Raw genomic sequence first — 19,082 nt, 5'->3', positions numbered from 1 at the left:
CCAAGAAACTACTTCACAGAAAGAAAAACATCAATGACTGCTGTTGAATTCATTGAGCCGCTGACCCATGAGGAAGGCGTCTCGCAAGCCACCAAGCTGTTCGTCGATACTTATGAGACCGCGCCCGAAGGCGTGTGGGCCGCTCCGGGCCGCGTGAACCTGATCGGCGAGCACACCGACTACAACGCGGGCCTGTGCCTGCCGATCGCGCTGCCGCACCGCACCTTCATCGCGCTGAAGCCGCGCGAGGACACCAAGGTTCGCGTCGTCTCCGACGTGGCCCCCGACAAGGTCGCCGAGGCCGATCTCGACGGTCTCAAGGCCCGCGGCGTGGACGGCTGGTCCGCCTACCCGACCGGCGTGGCCTGGGCGCTGCGCGAGGCCGGCTTCAGCAAGGTCAAGGGCTTCGACGCCGCGTTCGTCTCCTGCGTGCCGCTCGGCTCCGGCCTGAGCTCCTCCGCCGCCATGACCTGCTCGACCGCGTTGGCCTTGGACGACGTGTACGGCCTCGGCTACGGCGATTCCGACGCCGGCCGCGTGACCCTGATCAACGCCGCCATCAAGTCCGAGAACGAGATGGCCGGCGCCTCCACCGGCGGCCTCGACCAGAACGCCTCGATGCGCTGCACCGAAGGCCACGCGCTGCTGCTCGACTGCCGTCCCGAGCTCACCCCGCTCGAGAACGTCTCCCAGCAGGAGTTCGACCTCGACAAGTACAACCTCGAGCTGCTCGTGGTCGACACCCAGGCCCCCCACCAGCTCAACGACGGCCAGTACGCCCAGCGCCGCGCCACCTGCGAGGAGGCCGCGAAGATCCTCGGCGTGGCGAACCTGCGCGTCACCGCCGACGGCATCTCCAAGGCCGACGACCAGTTCCAGGCCCTGAAGGAGACGCTCGACGCGCTGCCCGACGAGACCATGAAGAAGCGCGTGCGCCACGTCGTCACCGAGATCGAGCGCGTGCGCTCCTTCGTACGCGCCTTCGCCAAGGGCGACATCGAGGCTGCCGGCCGTCTGTTCAACGCCTCCCACGATTCGCTCGCCGCGGATTACGAGGTCACCGTACCCGAGCTCGACATCGCCGTGGACGTGGCCCGCAAGAACGGCGCCTACGGTGCGCGCATGACCGGCGGCGGCTTCGGCGGTTCCATCATCGCCCTCGTCGACAAGGGCCACAGCCAGGAAGTCGCCCAGAAGATCGCCGACGAGTTCGACAAGCAAGGCTTCCACGCGCCGCGTGCGCTTGCTGCGGTTGCGGCGAAATCCGCTTCGCGCGAAGCGTGAACGGATTTCGCCGAGGACAGCCCTGTGGGCTGTCCGGCAACTGCAGCCGAGGGTGATCCGATAGGCGAACCCGAGGCAATGCTGAGTCGGCCGCAGGCCGTCCGTAATTGCGGGATTGCGGTTGCGGCGCCGAGCGCCAGCCGCGAGGCCTGATCCGCTTCATCGTGGCTCCCCTCTCTGAGGGGAGCTGTCGCCATAGGCGACTGAGGGGAGTACGCACACGATGCGGCTCCCCTCAGTCAGCTTCGCTGACAGCTCCCGCCAGCGGGAGCCCTGACTTGTCCCACGACACGCGGGACCGACTTACGAAGAATCCCGAATCGTATTACGGTAACGGATTGTTTTGAAAATCGCATGGCATTCGCCGGAATCATCTGGTGAGTGCCATGCGTTTTTTGTTGCCGCCGTAGGCCCGGACGTTAGGGGCGTAACGACATTTTTCGCGCGACGGCAATCTGCAAAGGCGATCCAAGAGAGGTCCCGTTGTCCGATATCCAGACAACCCCCGAAAACACCATGCCCGCCGGCGAATCCGGCATCTACGATTCCCGTAATCCCCGCACCCCCCCCCATAATTCCCCCGACCCCCGCAACGATGACGCGGCCCGGCGCTTCGCGCACCCGCACCGGGTGATGCTCGGCCTGTACGCCGGCGCGTTCCTCGGCATGCTGTCCGAAACGTCCATGAACATCGCCCTGCCCGACCTGATGGACGAGTTCTCCGTCTCCTCCGGCACCGCCCAGTGGATGGTCGTCGGCTATATGCTGGCCATCGGCGTCGTGCTGCCGTGCGCCGGCTTCCTGCTTAAGTAGGTCAAGGCCAAAACCCTTGTGCTGTTCGCGTTGGCCTGCTTCCTCGTCGGCGCCGTGGTGTGCACCGCGGCCGCGAGTTTCCCCGTGCTGCTCGCCGGGCGCATCGTGCAGGGCGTCAGCACCGGCATCGTGCTGCCGACCATGTACGCGGCGATCATGCGCGTCTTTCCGCCCCGCAGCATCGGCGCCGCCAACGGCGTGGCCGGACTGGTGGTCATGTTCGCTCCGGTCATCGGCCCGACCCTTGCCGGCGCGCTGATCGGCGCGCTGAGCTGGCGCGCGATCTTCGCGCTGTTCGCCGTCGTCTCCGTCATCGCCCTGGCTTGCACGGCCGCGTTCTTCGTCACCCCGATCGAGCGCACGCGCCCGGCGGTCGACGTCCCGTCCATCGTCGCCTCCGCCCTCGGCTTCGGCTGCCTGGTGGCCGGCGTGAGCCTGATCAGCGACATGGGCTCCTCCCCGGCGGTGATCGGCCTGCTCGTGGTCGGCGTGGCGGTGCTCGCGTTCTACGCCTATCGCCAGCTGCACATCGCCGATCCGCTGCTCGACCTGCGTGCCCTGGGCATCGCGGCGTTCCGCACGCCGGCCCTCATGGTGAGCTGCTCGTTCGCCTGCACCCTGGCGTTCATGTATCTGGTGCCGCAGGAACTGCAGCGCGGGCTGGGCATGAGCTCCACGCTCGCCGGCATGCTCATGCTGCCGGGCGGCGTCGTCAACGCGGTGTGCACGCTGATGGCCGGCCGCCTGTTCGACCGCCACGGCGCCAGAACGCTCGTGTGGATCGGCGTGGCGATGACCGCCATCGGCGGCGCGCTGTTCTTCGCCATCGGCGTCGGCTTGGCCGTCGCGCTGTTCCTGGCCGCGCACGTCATCGTCATGGTCGGCATCCCGTTCATCCAGCAGTCGGCGCAGTCCTCCGGTTCATGGCGGCCGGGGCGCATGAGCCCTGGCCACGCCCGGTGACGGCCGGGCGGCGCACCGGCGATCGGCTGGCATCGGTCAATGGCGGGTGACTCCCCTATACTTGGGGAGTCACCCGCTTTTTCGCATTCGATCAGGGAGAGTCATGAACAAGGCAATCATCACCGTCGTCGGACAGGACACCGTCGGCATCATCGCGCGCGTCTGCACCTACCTGTCCCAGCGCAACGTCAACGTGCTCGACATCTCGCAGACCATCATCGACGGCTATTTCAACATGATGATGATCGTCGACTACGCCAACGCGGACAAGGACTTCGGCGCGATGGTCGGCAACCTCGAGGATCTCGGCGACGACATCGGCGTGCGCATCCGCTGCCAGCGCGAAGAGATCTTCACCAAGATGCACCGCATCTGAGTCTCGAAAGGAACACACCGTGCTGAATATCATGGAGGTCCACGAGACCAACCAGATGATCGAGCAGGAGAAGCTCGACGTGCGCACCATCACCATGGGCATCTCGCTGCTCGACTGCGCGAGCGCGTCCGTGGACGAGACCTGCGACAACATCTACCGCAAGATCACCACGTATGCCAAGGACCTCGTGTCGACCGGCCAGGCCATCGAACGCGACTACGGCATCCCGATCGTCAACAAGCGCATCACCGTCACCCCGATCTCGCTGGTCGGCGCCAGCTCCTGCAAGACGAGCGAGGATTTCGTCAAGATCGCCCACGCGCTCGACAAGGCGGCCAAGGAGGTCGGTGTCGACCTCATCGGCGGCTACTCGGCGCTCGTCTCCAAGTCGATGACCCCGGCCGAGGAACTGCTCATCCGCTCCCTGCCGCAGGCGTTGAGCGAGACCGACATCGTCTGCTCGTCGGTGAACGTCGGGTCGACCAAGACCGGCATCGACATGGACGCGGTCGAGCTGCTCGGCCATATCGTCAAGGACATCGCCGAGCGCACCGCCGACAACGATTCCTACGGCTGCGTCAAGTTCGTCGCGTTCTGCAACGTGCCCGACGACAACCCGTTCATGGCCGGCGGCTTCCACGGCGTGACCGAGGGCGACGCCGTCATCAACGTCGGCGTGTCCGGCCCGGGCGTGGTCTCCCGCGCGCTCGATGCGGCCAAGGGCAAGGATTTCGAATTCCTGTGCGAGACGATCAAGCGCACCGCGTTCAAGATCACGCGCGTCGGACAGCTCGTCGCGCAGGAGGCCTCGCGCCGCCTCGGCGTGCCGTTCGGCATCATCGACCTGTCGCTGGCCCCGACCCCGGCCGTCGGCGATTCGGTCGGCGAGGTGCTTGAGAAGATCGGCCTGGAGCAGGTCGGCGCCCCCGGCACCACGGCCGCTCTGGCCATGCTCAACGATCAGGTGAAGAAGGGCGGCATCATGGCGTCCTCGTATGTCGGCGGCCTGTCCGGCGCGTTCATCCCGGTGTCCGAGGACAAGAACATGATCGACGCGGCCGCATCCGGCTGCCTGACGATCGAGAAGCTCGAGGCGATGACCTGCGTGTGCTCGGTCGGCCTCGACATGATCGCGATCCCCGGCGACACCAGCGCCGCCACGATTTCCGGCATCATCGCCGACGAGGCGGCCATCGGCATGGTCAACCAGAAGACCACCGCCGTGCGCGTGATCCCGGTGGCGGGCAAGGGCGTCGGCGAGATGGCGAACTTCGGCGGCTTGATGGGCTACGCGCCGATCATGCCGGTCAACCAGACCAGCTGTGAGGCGTTCGTGACGCGCGGCGGCCGCATCCCCGCGCCGATCCACTCGTTCAAGAACTGATGGGTCCGTTTCCCGGGTGTTTGAGGGGCTGGAGCCGACCTATCGTCGGCTCCAGCCCCTCAAACCTGTGTTTATGTGTTTATGCGTACTTCTTAGGCAGATTATTCACTTCGTAGGCATGCGCACCCCGATGGGCGGTGTTGAAACGGTGCGACTTCAACACCGCGTATCGGCGGGTACCCGCCTAAGAAGTGAATAATCTGCCTAAGAAATGGCACATATCCCGATTTCGTTGTTTCCGTCGTCATATGGGCTGGCCATGATCCATGAGGGGGAGTGCTCCGTTCCGGGTTCGGCCGCCGGCAGCCGAATCAGCGGCCGCCTTGGAAGTCGAGCTGGCGCCACGCCTCATAGATCGCGATGGAGGCGCAGTTGGTGAGGTTGAGGGAGCGCAGGCTCGGGCGCATGGGCAGGCGGACCTGTTCGGCGACGTGCGGGCCTGCCATGATATCCATGGGATCGGGAATGTCGCCCGGTTCCGGGCCGAAGAGCAGAATATCGGTCGGCTTGTACTCGACTTCGGTGTACAGCTTGGTGGCGTGCGCCGTGAACGCGATGATGCGCGAGTTCGGCATCGATTCCACCAGATTGTCGAAATTCGGGTGCAGCACCACATGGGCCATGTCGTGGTAGTCCAGGCCGGCACGGCGGAGCTTGGTGTCGCGCAGGTTGAAACCGAGCGGCTCCACCAGATGGAGGATCGTGCCGGTCACCGCGCACAGGCGGATCGCCGACCCGGTGTTGCCGGGGATGCGGGGGGAGTAATAGCACAGATGCGGCGTCACCGTCTCGGTGGCGGCGGCTTTCTCGGCGGAGAGCATCGCATCGACCACGGAGATCGGATTGCCGTGCGCGTCGGTCACCAGCTCGTCCGGGCCGTAATTCGACTTGCGGTATCCGTACTCGAACATCTTCTCGACTTTTTCTTCGGGGTTTCCGGGAACTTTCGCTTCGTTCATCGCCTTGCCGTCAATCGTCATGGGTGTGCAGTTGCCCAACTGAGCTTAGGGCAAACCATACCCGACGCGTTCCCGTGACGGACCCCGGTCGGGCCCCGCTTGCCGCTGCGGCGACGCGGGCGGCGAGGAAGGCCGGCGTCGGTACTCGACGGCGGCGTTGGCGCCGCGGCGGGTCACCCCGCCGCGCGCCCATCCGGTCGCATGCAGCAGCGCGTCGTAGTCGCGCCGCGTGGACCAGCTCAGCAGCGTGAACCGGTCGGCGGCGAGCGGGTCGAGGCTCTTCAGCTGCGCGGCGGTGTGGCGCAGCGGCGCGTACCCGCCCCGTGCCGGCACGTCATCGGCGTCGAGGAAATAGTAGGCCGGACAGTCCCGGTAATACCAGTACGCGTCGATGTAGGTGTACTCGTCCTGCGCGATCACCGGCCGGCTCGCGGAACAGCTGACGGATCGGCTCAGCGCCGCCGATCCGGGCGTATCGGAACGATCGAAGCTATGGTTGCCGCGGATCGCGAAGGTGACGGTTCCGGCGAGCAGCGCGACCAGGACGGCCGCATAGGCGAGGCGGGCGAGGCAGGGCCGCCGCGCCGCGGCGAATATGCAGGACAGGGCCATTGCGGAATATCCGAACGGCATGGCCACGCTCAGATACCGTATGGAGAACAGGCCGTATCCGCCGGTGGACAGCTCCTTGGCCGCCGACCAGACGATCATGATGACCGGCGGTACGGCGGCCAGCATGATGATCAGCACGAAAGCGGCACGATTCAACTGGATCGGGTGGGGCAAGGAGTTTCGACCGGCCGCCGGGGGCCTCCGGTCTGATTGATCCGGCTGGTCCGGCATCCCCTCCTGCGGCGCGTTCAAAGCGATGACGGCCATGGCGAATATGCTCAGCAGGGTCGCCAGCACCAGCAGCGAGACCGACGACGGCAGTTCCCGCTCGGTCATGCCGAGCATCACCGTATCGAGGGCGCTCGCCACGCCGGACATGTTCATCGCGCGGCGTATCGGCGGGAGCACGGAATGCCGCATCTGACCGAGCAATACCGGCATCCACGGCAGATAGAGGGCCAGCGATGCGATATAGACCGTGAGACGACGCCACGAGCGCCATGCCAGCCATATGGCGTGCGCCAGCCAGACGAATGCGGTCAGATAGAGCGTGTACATGCCCAGCGCGACGGTGCACGCATATGCCGTCCACCATGCGATGCGCGGCCGGCGGTCGGCGCGGCTCCGAACGGCGTCTCGTGCCGTGCCGGACGACGGGGCGTCGCCGCCGATCGTGGCGGTGGCGCGTAGGATCGCATAGGTGCCGAACACCGCGACCAGCATCGCCAGCGAGTACATGCGCAGTTCGTATCCATAGCGCAGCATGAAGCCGCCGCACAGCAGGAACGGCATGCATAGGGAGGCGGTGCGGGTGCCGAACAGATCGCGCAGCAGGATCAGCATGACCATGACCGCAGCGCCGAGCAACAGGCAATTCAGGAGTCTGAGCGCGGCGACGTCGCCGCCGGTCAGCGGCATCCAGGCCTTGAGCATCAGATAGTACAGCGGCGGATGTGCGTCGACGGCGGTCAGGGCGATCAGGCTGCGGATCGGCTTGCCCGCCAGCAGCAGGGAATACTGCTCGTCGAACCACAGGGACTGGTTGCGTCCCATCAGAAAACTGGTCGATGCGGCCGCGATGGCGCATAGCGCCACTGCGAGCGAAAAGACGGGCGTGCGGCGATGTGCGCCGGTGCGGTTGCGGTGCGTCATACGGCCTCCTTGCCGTGTCGATGAGATGAGTCGGTGCGCCGTGCCGATGTGGCGGGGCGTTGCGACGGGTCGTCGGGCGCGTTGCGACGGGGCGTTGGGCGCGATGCGACATGCCGGTCCGTCGCATGGAGTGGCGCTATGCATCGGGCGATGCGCCGGTGCCGCCGGCCCGGACGATGTAGTTCGGCCTGCGCTTGGTCTCAAGATAGGTTTTCGCCAGATATTGGCCGATCACGCCCAGACAGAGCAACTGCAGCCCGCCGATGAAGGTGACCAGGCATGCGATCGAGGGCCAGCCGGCCACCGGGTCGCCGAACAGCGCGGCGCGGACGGCGATGAATCCGGTCGCGCCTAGGGCAACGCCGCATAGCAGCAGCCCGATATAGGACGCGATGGTCAGCGGTACGGTGGAACAGGAGATCAGACCGTCGATCGCGTAGCGGGCCAGTTTGAGGAAGTTCCATGTGGTGCGCCCCGCGGCACGGCGTGCATTCGGGTACTCGATCCATGCGGTATGGAAGCCGACCCACGCATAGAGTCCTTTGGAAAACCGGTTGCGTTCGGGCATCCCGGTGATCGCGTCGACCATGGCTCGTCGCATCATCCGAAAATCGCGGGCGCCGTCCGGCACGGCCACGGGCGACATCGCGTTCAGCAGGCGATAGAACAGGCGGGAAAACAGCGACCGGACCGGTGGCTCCCCCTTTCGCGTGATGCGCCGCGTCGCCACGCAATCAAGATCGGGGTCGCTGGCCAGCATGGCGAGCATGCGGGGCAGCAGCGATGGCGGGTCCTGCAGGTCGGCGTCCATCACCGCCACCGCATCGCCGGTGGCGGTGTCGAGCCCGGCGAGGAGCGCGCCCTCCTTGCCGAAATTGCGCGACAGGGACAGCCAGCGGACGGCAAACGGCCATGATCCGTCCTCGGCGGCCTGCCGGCACAGCCGCGCGGTATGGTCCCGCGAGCCATCGTCGACCAGTATCAGTTCCATGTCGGTGCCCGAGCCGGCGGAACGGAGATCGCCCGTGATGCCCGCGAGCGCCTTCAGCAGCAGTGGTAGGCAGCTCTCCTCGTTGTGGCACGGCACCACGATGGAAAGCGTGTCTATGGCGGCGTTCATTGGCTTCCCCCTTCGATGGATCGTCATTGTCTCGCTTCGCCGGCGCCCCCACATCGCTCTCCGTCGCCTTCAGTATGTGCCCGCAGGCGTTGCGGACTGGCCGGTATCGCCCCTGATCGTGCCCTGACTGGTCCCTGGTCTTTGGCCTTCGGGATCGACATGGCGATAAGGAGCGGTATGGGTTATATGGTTAATTACTTATATAACTAACCATATAACCCACTATAGGTTTCCGCCGGTGATTCGGCAACTCGGCGTTCCGTGGCTTCGGATGCACCGGATTGCCGGCACAATGGAAGCCCTCGGCGACGGCGGTCGCAGCGCGGCTGGGGGGCCATCATCGTTCCTCCCGTCATGGGCCGCTTCCGTCGGCCGCCGTGGATCCGTGGAATGGACCCGGACGCCCGCGCCGCATTCACATTACGGGGAGACCTGCGCCACGCGCCCCAACGCGTCCATGCGGCCGGCTTGGTTCCTACGGTCATCGAACGTCCCCGTTCCCGGCGACGACACCCCCGGATCATCAACGACAGGGCGGGAAAGTCATACCAAAACCGGCGACCCCGACCATCGGGGCCTACCAAACAAGGTAATGGGCAGGAGGCTGTGGGGTCTGTGGCGGGAGTGTCCGTTATGGTGAGGAGCGTGAATGCGGTGAACAACGACGATACGGCGAACGGCGGCGTGACCGACGCCGAATGGGCGCATGCCCGGCTCGGCGCATGGTGGGAGGCGAACGCGCGCGATCTGCCGTGGCGGTTCGGCCGGGCGACGCCATGGGGCGTGCTGGTATCCGAGGTGATGAGCCAGCAGACGCAGATGAGCCGCGTGGTGCCCTATTGGACCGACTGGATGCGCATGTGGCCGGACGCCGCGGCGCTCGCCGGCGCGTCCACCGCCGAGGTGATCACCGCGTGGGGGAGGCTCGGCTATCCGCGCCGGGCGCTGCGCCTGCAGGAATGCGCGCGGGTGGTGGCCGACCGGTGGCATGACGATCTGCCCCGCGGATACGACGATCTGATCGCGCTCCCCGGCATCGGCGACTATACGGCTTCCGCGGTGATGAGCTTCGCCTACGGCGAGCGGATCGCGGTGATCGATACGAATATCCGGCGCGTGCTGTCCCGCCTGTTTCTGGGTGTCGAGTCGCGCGGGGGATCGGCCTCGCCGGCCGAGCGGGATCTGGCGAACCGCGCGCTGCCCCGCGACGCGCGGCGTTCCGTGACATGGAACCAGTCGGTGATGGAACTCGGCGCCGTGGTCTGCACGGCGAAGACGCCGCTGTGCGACGCATGCCCGGTCCGCGACCGCTGCGCGTTCCTAGCCGCCGGCCGGCCCGGGCTGGGGGAGCGGCGGACCCGCCCCCGCCAGCGCTTCGCCGGCACGGATCGGCAGGTGCGCGGGCTGGTGCTCGATGCGCTGCGCGGATTGCCGGACGGGGAGACGTCGCTGCCGCGCGCGCAGCTGGAGGCGCTGTGGGCCGATCGGGTTCAGCTGGACAAATGCGTCGCGTCGCTTGACGACGACGGCCTGATCGAGATGCTGCCGGACGGGGCGGTCCGCCTTCCCCGCTGAGCCGGCGGGGCGTTGGCCGGGCGGGCCTCCGTCGCGTTTCGAGTTCCGGGGCGGGCGGAAGGGTTCGGATTCCGTGCCCGGGTCACGGGCTGCGGTCGGAGCGCCGGGCATGGTGTCCGGTCATGATCATGTGACGTTTGACGACATTATCCGCCACTTCGTTTCGCTTCGGTTTAGACTCGAAGGTATGCCTACACCGAAGTCCCGTGGAGCCATGAAGCAGCGCAAGCGCAGGATCAGCGCGAAACGGCGCGCCATCTATCGCCGCCGCCGCATCGTCGTGGGCGTCGCGTGCCTGCTCGTGGTGGCTGTGGTGGTGTTCTGCGCATACAGTCTGGTCCGCGGCTTCGGCGCGATCGGCGCGGCCGCCCGCCATGACGACATCTATGCGGTATCGCGTTCCGCGGTGCCCGATCCGACCAGGACCAGCGGCATCAAGAACTGCTCGGCGAACGACGTCGATCTGTCCCTGACCGCCGAATCGCAGAACGTCGCCGTTGGCGGGTCGCTGAACTTCACCGCGACCATCAAGTACACGGGCAGCGGCAAGAAGGGGTGCCTGATCGACGCCTCCGACGCGAACCGCGTGCTCACGATCACCTCCGGCGACGAGACGATATGGAGGTCTGACGTGTGCCCGGCCGACCCGCGCCTGCTGCTGATGGCCAAGGGCGATGCCGACAAGCGGCAGATCGTGTGGAACGCGGACGCCACCGGGGATGCGTGCGCCGAGGACGACTCGCTGCCGAAGGTGAACGCCGGCACGTATGTGGCGAAGCTGAGCCTCAAGGACCAGCCGAAGGTTGCCAGCGACCCGGTGACGATTTCGGTGCAGTGAGCGCCGGCGCGTCGGCCGGCCGCTGGAGCCCGGGCGCCGCGCGATGCCTTGGTGCGACGCCGGGCTTGCGCCGTCGGGCGTTGCGCCACTTGGCGTGTTGCGATATCGCATGCAATGTGCTAGCATAAGGGATTTGCGTACATGCATGTCATATTGCGGGCATGCTGACACAGACGAAGCGCCCGCGAATTGAGGCATATGGCGGCCCAAGCGGCGCTTGTCGGGGAACACCAGTATCGAACGAACAAGCGAGCGATAAGGAACGTCCATTGGCTGCCACTGAAGCTACGACGAATACCACCACTGTCATCGCGCGCGCCGACCAGCACGACATTGATCTGCACAAGGCGTCGGACCGCGTGAATTTCGGCTCCATCCGAGAGCCCATCGATGTGCCCTACCTGTTGGGCGTGCAGACCGACAGCTTTGATTGGCTGATCGGCTCCGAGCGCTGGAAGAAGCGCGTCGAGGAGGACAAGGAGAACGGCACCAACACCGTGCCGCACATCTCGGGCCTCGACGAGGTCTTCCAGGAGATCTCCCCGATCGAGAACTTCGCCCAGACCATGTCGCTGACCTTCTCGGACCCGTACTTCGAGGAGCCGCGTCACACCGTGCAGGAGTGCAAGGAGAAGGACTACACCTACTCCGCCCCGCTGTACGTGAACGCCGAATTCGAGAACGGCGACACCGGCGAGATCAAGTCCCAGACCGTGTTCATGGGCGACTTCCCGCTGCAGACCCCGCACGGCACCTTCATCATCGGCGGCACCGAGCGAGTCATCGTCTCCCAGCTCGTGCGCTCCCCGGGCGTCTACTTCGACCGCTCCACCGACCGCGCCTCCGGCAAGGAGGTCTTCGGCGCAAAGATCATCCCGAGCCGCGGCGCTTGGCTGGAGTTCGAGATCGACAAGCGCGACGTGCTCGGCGTGCGCGTCGACCGCAAGCGCAAACAGTCCGCCATCGTCTTCCTCATGGCCATCGGCATGACCAAGCCGGAGATCCGCGAGGCGTTCGAGGGCTACCCGCTGGTGCTCGACGCGCTCGACAAGGAGGCCATCGAGACGCAGGACGACGCGCTGACCGATCTGTACCGCAAGATCCGCCCGTCCGACACCGCCACCCCCGAGGCCGGCCGCAACCTGCTGGATTCCTTCTACTTCAACACCAAGCGCTACGATCTGGCCCGCGTCGGCCGCTACAAGATCGACCGCAAGCTCGGCCTCGAGCACGACATCAACGACCGCAGCCTGTCGCGCGAGGACATCATCGCCACGATCAAGTACCTGGTGACGCTGCACGCCGGCGACGCGACCTTCCCCGGCACGCGCAAGGGCGAGAGCATCGACCTGCGCGTCGAGACCGACGATATCGACCACTTCGGCAACCGCCGCATCCGCCAGGTTGGCGAGCTGATCCAGAACCAGTTGCGCACGGGTCTGTCGCGCATGGAGCGCGTGGTGCGCGAGCGCATGACCACGCAGGACGCCGAGGCCATCACCCCGCAGTCGCTGATCAACATCCGCCCGGTGAACGCCACGATCAAGGAGTTCTTCGGCACCTCCCAGCTGAGCCAGTTCATGGATCAGAACAACCCGCTGGCCGGCGTGACCAACAAGCGCCGCCTGTCCGCGCTGGGCCCCGGCGGCCTGTCGCGCGACCGCGCCAGCATGGAGGTGCGCGACGTGCACCCGTCCCACTTCGGCCGCATGTGCCCGATCGAGTCCCCTGAAGGCCCGAACATCGGTCTGATCGGTTCGCTCGCGACCTTCGGCCGCGTCAACCCCTTCGGCTTCATCGAGACGCCGTACCGCAAGGTCGTCGACAGCCAGGTGACCAACGAGGTCGAGTACATGACCGCCGACCAGGAGAACGACCACGTCATCGCGCAGGTGAACCAGACGCTCGACGCCAACGGCAGGTTCGCCACCGACATGGCCCTCGCCAGGGCCAACGAGGAAGAGGCCGTCGATGTGCCGGTGAGCTCCGTCGACTACATGGACGTCTCGCCGCGCCAGATGGTCTCGATCGGTTCCTCGCTGATCCCGTTCCTCGAGCACGACGATGGCCACCGAGCGCTGATGGGCACCAACATGCAGCGTCAGGCCGTCCCGCTGGTCAAGTCCGAGCGTCCGCTCGTCGGCACCGGTTCGGAATGGCGCGTCGCCTACGATTCCGGCGACGTGATCATCGCCGACAAGCCGGGCGTCGTGATCTACGTGTCCGCCGACCTCATCCGCGTGATGAACGACGACGGCACGCAGTCGAGCTACAAGCTGACCAAGTTCCAGCGCTCCAACCAGACGACCTGCTACAACCAGCGCCCGATCATCAAGAACGGCGAGCGCGTCGAGGCCGGCACGGTGCTGGCCGACGGCCCGGCGATCGAGAAGGGCGAGATCGCCCTCGGCAAGAACCTGCTGGTCGCGTTCATGCCGTGGAACGGCTACAACTACGAGGACGCCGTGATCATCTCGCAGCGCCTGGTGCAGGACGACACCCTCAGCTCGATCCACATCGAGGAGTACGAGATCGACGCCCGCGAGACCAAGCTGGGCGCCGAGGAGATCACCCGCGACCTGCCGAACGTCGGCGAGGACGCGGTGGCCAACCTCGACGAGCGCGGCATCATCCGCATCGGCGCCGAGGTCGAGGCCGGCGACATCCTCGTCGGCAAGGTCACGCCGAAGGGCGAGACCGAGCTGACCCCGGAGGAGCGCCTGCTGCGCGCCATCTTCGGCGAGAAGTCCCGCGAGGTGCGCGACACCTCGTTGCGCGTGCCGCACGGCGAGACCGGCACCGTGATCGCGGTCAAGGAGATCACCCGCGAGGACGCCGAGGAGGACGGCGACGAGCTGCCCAACGGCGTCAACCAGATGATCCGCGTGTACATCGCGCAGCACCGCAAGATCACGCAGGGCGACAAGCTCTCCGGCCGCCACGGCAACAAGGGCGTCATCTCCCGCATCCTGCCCGAGGAGGACATGCCGTTCCTCGCGGACGGCACCCCGGTCGACATCATGCTCAACCCGCTGGGCGTGCCCTCGCGAATGAACCTCGGCCAGGTGCTGGAGCTGCACCTCGGCTGGATCGCGCATTCCGGCTGGGACATCAGCCTGGATCCCGAGCTGGAGGCCGAGTGGAAGAAGCACGTGCCGGCCGGCGCCGAGAAGGGCGAGCCGGGCACCCCGGTGGCGACCCCGGTGTTCGACGGCGTGCGCTCCGACGTGATCAGCGGCCTCATGAAGTCGACGCTGCCCAACCGCGACGGCGAGCAGATGGTCGGCGAGGACGGCAAGGCCGTGCTGTTCGACGGTCGCACCGGCGAGCCGTTCGGCAAGCCGATCTCCGTCGGCTACATGTACATCCTGAAGCTGCACCACCTGGTCGACGACAAGATCCACGCGCGCTCCACCGGCCCGTACTCGATGATCACGCAGCAGCCGCTGGGCGGCAAGGCCCAGTTCGGCGGCCAGCGCTTCGGCGAGATGGAGGTGTGGGCCCTCGAGGCCTATGGCGCCGCGTACACGCTGCACGAGATGATGACCACCAAGTCTGATGACGTCGACGGCCGCGTGCGTGTCTACGGCGCGATCGTCAGGGGCGATAACCTGCCGCCGGCGGGCATCCCCGAATCGTTCAAGGTGCTGCTCAAGGAAATGCAGTCCCTGTCGCTGAACGTCGAGGTGCTCAACGCCGATGGCGTGGCCATCGACATGAAGGACGAGGACGACGATCCGATCTCGGCGGGCGACGACCTGGGTTTCAACATCGGCGCGCGCCCCGACGCGGCGGCCAAGGAAGACCAGAAGGCCGAAACCCCGGAATATCAGTGAACCGACGGTCGCCGCGCGCGTGGCGCTCCACGAGGGAGCCCGCGGCGCGCGGCGGCCACCTAGCAACCGTTTGAAAGTTTCATTACAGACAGGACATAAGAGTGCTGGACGTCAACGCATTTGACAAACTGAGGATTGGCCTGGCCACCGCCGAGGATATTCGCAACTGGAGCCACGGCGAGGTCAAGAAGCCCGAAACCATCAACTACCGTACCCTCAAGCCCGAGAAGGACGGTCTGTTCGGCGAGCAGATCTTCGGACCGACCCGCGACTGGGAGTGCGCGTGCGGCAAGTACAAGCGCGTGCGCTTCAAGGGCATCGTGTGCGAGCGATGCGGTGTGGAGGTCACCAAGTCGCGCGTGCGCCGCGAGCGCATGGGCCACATCGACTTGGCCGCCCCCGTCACCCACATCTGGTTCTTCAAGGGCGTGCCGAGCCGCCTCGGCTACCTGCTCGACATCGCGCCGAAGGACCTGGAGAAGGTCATCTACTTCGCGGCCTACATGGTCACCAAGGTCGACGAGGAACAGCGCCATCAGGATCTGCCCGACCTGCAGGACGAGTTCGACACCGAGATCGGCCACATGGCCAAGCGCCGCGACAACGAGATCGAGGAGCGCGCCAAGAAGGTCGAAGCCGATCTGCACGAGCTGGAGGAGGCCGGCGAGGCCAGCGGCTCCGCCAAGGCGAAGCTGCGCAACAGCGCCGAACGCGAGATGGCGGCCATCCGCCAGCGCTACGACGACCAGATCCAGCGCCTGAACGCCGTGTTCGACCGCTTCAAGAACCTGAAGCCCGGCGACATGGAAGGCGACGTGGACCTGTGGCGCGAGATGGAGGACCGCTACGGCGATTACTTCGAGGGCTGCATGGGCGCTGAGGCGATCCAGAAGCGCCTGCAGGACTTCGACCTCGAGGCCGCGGCCAAGCAGCTGCGCGAGGAGATCGACACCGGTTCCGGCCAGCGCAAGGCCCGCGCGCTCAAGCGCCTGAAGGTCGTCAACGCCTTCCTGACCACCGGCAACAAGCCTGAGGCCATGGTGCTCACCGTGATCCCGGTCATCCCGCCGGACCTGCGCCCGATGGTGCAGCTCGACGGCGGCCGCTTCGCTACCTCCGACCTCAACGACCTGTACCGCCGCGTGATCAACCGCAACAACCGCCTGCAGCGTCTGATCGACCTCAAGGCCCCCGAGATCATGCTCAACAACGAGAAGCGCATGCTGCAGGAGGCCGTCGACTCGCTGTTCGACAACGGCCGCCGCGGCCGCCCGGTCACCGGCGCCTCGAACCGCCCGCTCAAGTCCCTGTCCGACATGCTCAAGGGCAAGCAGGGCCGTTTCCGCCAGAACCTGCTCGGCAAGCGCGTCGACTACTCGGGCCGTTCCGTGATCGTCGTCGGCCCGTCGCTGCGCATGCACCAGTGCGGCCTGCCCAAGCCGATGGCCCTCGAGCTGTTCAAGCCCTTCGTCATCAAGCGCCTGGTCGACATGAACTACGCGCAGAACATGAAGAGCGCGAAGCGCATGGTCGACCGCGGCGACACCGAGGTGTGGGGTGTGCTCGAGGAGGTCATCTCCGAGCATCCCGTGCTGCTCAACCGCGCGCCTACGCTGCACCGTCTGGGCATCCAGGCCTTCGAGCCGATCCTGGTCGAAGGCAAGGCCATCCACCTGCCGCCGCTCGCCTGCGCCGCGTTCAACGCCGACTTCGACGGCGACCAAATGGCCGTCCACCTGCCGCTGAGCGCCGAGGCGCAGGCCGAGGCACGTTCGCTGATGCTCGCCTCCGACAACATCCTCAAGCCCGCCGACGGCCACACCGTGACCATGCCTTCGCAGGACATGATCCTGGGCCTGTTCTGGCTGTCCACCATCAGCGATGGCGCCAAGGGCCAGGGCCGCATCTTCTCCTCGCTGGCCGAGACGCAGATGGCGCTCGACCTGCACGAGATCGACATGCAGGCCAAGGTGCTGATCCGCCTGCCGAAGGACTTCGTGCTGCCGACCGGCTGGGAGCCGGGCGAGGTCAAGGTCGTCGACCCGGAGCCGGGCAGCCCGGACGTGGCGCGCGAGGAACGCTTCACGGACGGCACCGTCCTGTTCGCCACCTCGATGGGCCGCATCCTGTTTAACGAGGCGCTGCCGACCGATTACCCGTTCGTCAGCGAGCAGGCCAAGAAGGGCGTCCTGTCCCGCATCGTCAACGACATCTCCACCCGCTACTCGACCGCCCAGGTGGCGGCGACGCTGGATGCGCTCAAGGACCTTGGCTTCACCAAGGCCCCGTGGTCGGGCGTCACCTTCGCGTTCTCCGACGTGACCGAGCCGCCGGCCCGCGCCACGCTGGTCGCCGAGTCCGAGGCGCAGGTCAGCAAGATCAACCAGCAGTACGACATCGGCTTCTTCACGGAGGAGGAGCGTCGCCAGGCGATCATCGACGAGTGGACCAAGTGCACCAAGAAGGTGTCCGACGCGGTCGAGGCCCACTTCGATCCGAAGAACAACCTGTCGATCATCGTCCAGTCCGGTGCGCGAGGCAACATGACCCAGATCAACCAGATCGCGGGCATCCGTGGCCTAGTGAACAACCCGAAGGGCGAGGTCATCCCCCGACCGGTCGAGTCGAACTACCGTCAGGGCCTGTCCGTCCTCGAGTACTTCATCTCCGAGCACGGCGCGCGCAAGGGTCTGGCCGATACCGCGCTTCGTACCGCGGAGTCGGGCTACCTGACCCGTCGTCTGGTCGACGTCTCGCAGGACGTGATCGTGCGCGAGGAGGACTGCGGCACCAAGCGCGGCCTGCCGATGAAGGTCGCCGACCGCGACGAGAACGGCAACCTGACGCTCGTCAAGGCCGCCGACGGCGGTCCGTACTCGCGTCTGCTGTCCGCCGACGTGATCGACCCGGCCGACGGCGAGACCGTGCTGTACAAGCGCGGCGACGCCCTGTCGATGGACGTGCTCCGTGATCTCGTGGCGCACGGCGTCGAAGAGGTCAAGGCCCGCTCCGTGCTCACCTGCGATTCCAAGCGCGGCGTGTGCGCGAAGTGTTACGGCTGGTCGCTGGCCACCAACAAGCTCGTCGACGTCGGCGAGGCCGTCGGCATCGTCGCGGCCCAGTCCATCGGCGAGCCCGGCACCCAGCTGACGCTGCGTTCCTTCCACTCCGGCGGCGTCGCGGCGGCTTCCGATATCACGCAGGGTCTTCCCCGTGTCACCGAGCTTTTCGAAGCCCGTACCCCGAAGGGCGAAGCGCCCATCGCCGAGTTCTCCGGCGTGATCAAGACCGATGCGGAAGCCGACCACGTCTACCAGATGACGCTGACCCCGGACGACACGACCGTCGAGCCGATCGTCTACACCGTGAACCGCCGCGCTCCGCTGCTGGTCAAGAATGGCGATCACGTTGACGTCGGCACGAAGCTGACCGAAGGTTCCGTGGATCCCAAGAAGATCCTGCGCATCCTCGGCCCGCGCGCCGCCCAGGTCAACATCGTGAACGAAGTGCACACCGTGTACCGTGAGCAGGGCGTGGACATCCACGACAAGCACATCGAGGTCATCGTGCGCCAGATGCTGCGCCGCATCACCGTCATCGACTCCGGCGACACGTCGCTGCTGCCGGGCGAGCTGGTCGACCAGGCGCGCTTCAAGGAAGCGAACAAGGAGGCCGTGCAGAACGGCGGCAAGCCGGCCGCCGGCCGCCCCGAGCTCATGGGCATCACCAAGGCCTCGCTGGCCACCGACTCGTGGCTGTCCGCCGCCTCCTTCCAGGAGACGACGCGCGTGCTCACCGAAGCCGCCCTGAGCCAGAAGGTCGACGACCTCAAGGGCCTCAAGGAGAACGTGATCATCGGCAAGCTGATCCCGGCCGGCACCGGCCTCGCCCGGTACCGCAACGCCGTGGTCGAGCCCGACAAGGCGATTCGCGACACCATCTACCCGAACTTCGGCTTGGGTGGCGGCGACGACGCCAGCGCGGACTTCTCCGATGCCGACCTGTCCGATGTGGACTTCTCCAACATCGACTTCGGCGACCTGAAGCTCGGCGACGACTTCAACCCGGACGACTTCCTCGACGATCAGGGAGGCCAGGACGCGCTCGGCGGCGACACGCTGTGACGTCCGCCCGCTGACGGCGAAGACGTGCCGTGACGGATCCCGGTGA

12 protein-coding genes are annotated in these 19,082 nt (G+C 66.3%); 9 read left to right on the top strand and 3 right to left on the bottom strand.

What is annotated here, in order from left to right; translation table 11 throughout:
• Positions 1–33 precede the first annotated feature (33 nt).
• The 5 genes from galK to BBSC_RS10195 all read left to right on the top strand — a co-directional run bounded on the left by galK (position 34) and on the right by BBSC_RS10195 (position 4,820).
• Positions 34–1,284, top strand: a complete 1,251-nt coding sequence (gene galK, locus BBSC_RS10215) for a galactokinase (protein WP_033517329.1) — start codon at positions 34–36, stop codon at positions 1,282–1,284.
• A 483-nt stretch (positions 1,285–1,767) separates the two neighbouring features.
• Entirely contained in the window at positions 1,768–2,097 is a 330-nt protein-coding gene (locus tag BBSC_RS14285; RefSeq protein ID WP_231649311.1) for an MFS transporter, read from the top strand.
• 18 nt (positions 2,098–2,115) lie between these two features.
• Positions 2,116–3,060 (top strand): MFS transporter, encoded by a 945-nt coding sequence (locus tag BBSC_RS10205; protein WP_046726230.1) that lies wholly within the window; start codon positions 2,116–2,118, stop codon positions 3,058–3,060.
• Between the two features lie 103 nt (positions 3,061–3,163).
• Positions 3,164–3,436 (top strand): ACT domain-containing protein, encoded by a 273-nt coding sequence (locus BBSC_RS10200; protein ID WP_033517326.1) that lies wholly within the window; start codon positions 3,164–3,166, stop codon positions 3,434–3,436.
• 19 nt (positions 3,437–3,455) lie between these two features.
• Complete coding sequence (locus BBSC_RS10195) at positions 3,456–4,820, top strand: PFL family protein (RefSeq protein WP_033517324.1); 1,365 nt, start codon at positions 3,456–3,458, stop codon at positions 4,818–4,820.
• Between the two features lie 311 nt (positions 4,821–5,131).
• Here the strand turns inward: BBSC_RS10195 and BBSC_RS10190 are convergent, their stop codons facing one another.
• From BBSC_RS10190 to BBSC_RS10180, 3 genes are all read right to left on the bottom strand, one after another.
• Positions 5,132–5,779: a tRNA (cytidine(34)-2'-O)-methyltransferase gene (locus tag BBSC_RS10190; RefSeq protein WP_144414469.1), complete on the bottom strand. Its 648-nt coding sequence runs from the start codon at positions 5,777–5,779 to the stop codon at positions 5,132–5,134.
• Positions 5,780–5,824: 45 nt separating this feature from the next.
• Positions 5,825–7,543: a glycosyltransferase family 39 protein gene (locus tag BBSC_RS10185; RefSeq protein ID WP_033517322.1), complete on the bottom strand. Its 1,719-nt coding sequence runs from the start codon at positions 7,541–7,543 to the stop codon at positions 5,825–5,827.
• Positions 7,544–7,679: 136 nt separating this feature from the next.
• On the bottom strand, positions 7,680–8,663 hold the full coding sequence (locus BBSC_RS10180) for a glycosyltransferase family 2 protein (protein ID WP_033517320.1): 984 nt from the start codon (positions 8,661–8,663) through the stop codon (positions 7,680–7,682).
• Between the two features lie 645 nt (positions 8,664–9,308).
• Here BBSC_RS10180 and BBSC_RS10175 point away from each other — a divergent pair.
• The 4 genes from BBSC_RS10175 to BBSC_RS10160 all read left to right on the top strand — a co-directional run bounded on the left by BBSC_RS10175 (position 9,309) and on the right by BBSC_RS10160 (position 19,036).
• The gene (locus BBSC_RS10175) at positions 9,309–10,238 is read left to right on the top strand and encodes an A/G-specific adenine glycosylase (RefSeq protein ID WP_375713297.1); all 930 of its coding nucleotides are present in this window, start codon (positions 9,309–9,311) and stop codon (positions 10,236–10,238) included.
• A 187-nt stretch (positions 10,239–10,425) separates the two neighbouring features.
• Complete coding sequence (locus BBSC_RS10170) at positions 10,426–11,076, top strand: hypothetical protein (protein WP_231649312.1); 651 nt, start codon at positions 10,426–10,428, stop codon at positions 11,074–11,076.
• 269 nt (positions 11,077–11,345) lie between these two features.
• Positions 11,346–14,912 carry a DNA-directed RNA polymerase subunit beta gene (gene rpoB, locus BBSC_RS10165; protein ID WP_033517314.1) on the top strand — a complete coding sequence of 1,189 codons (3,567 nt, stop codon included), beginning with the start codon at positions 11,346–11,348 and terminating at the stop codon, positions 14,910–14,912.
• Positions 14,913–15,013: 101 nt separating this feature from the next.
• Positions 15,014–19,036: a DNA-directed RNA polymerase subunit beta' gene (locus tag BBSC_RS10160; protein ID WP_033517312.1), complete on the top strand. Its 4,023-nt coding sequence runs from the start codon at positions 15,014–15,016 to the stop codon at positions 19,034–19,036.
• The last annotated feature ends 46 nt before the right edge of the window (positions 19,037–19,082 follow it).

The organism is Bifidobacterium scardovii JCM 12489 = DSM 13734 (assembly GCF_001042635.1).
Classification (GTDB): Bacteria; Actinomycetota; Actinomycetes; order Actinomycetales; family Bifidobacteriaceae; genus Bifidobacterium; species Bifidobacterium scardovii.
The sequence above is the reverse complement of the archived record's forward strand: the minus strand, read 5'-3'. Positions and strand labels throughout refer to the sequence as shown.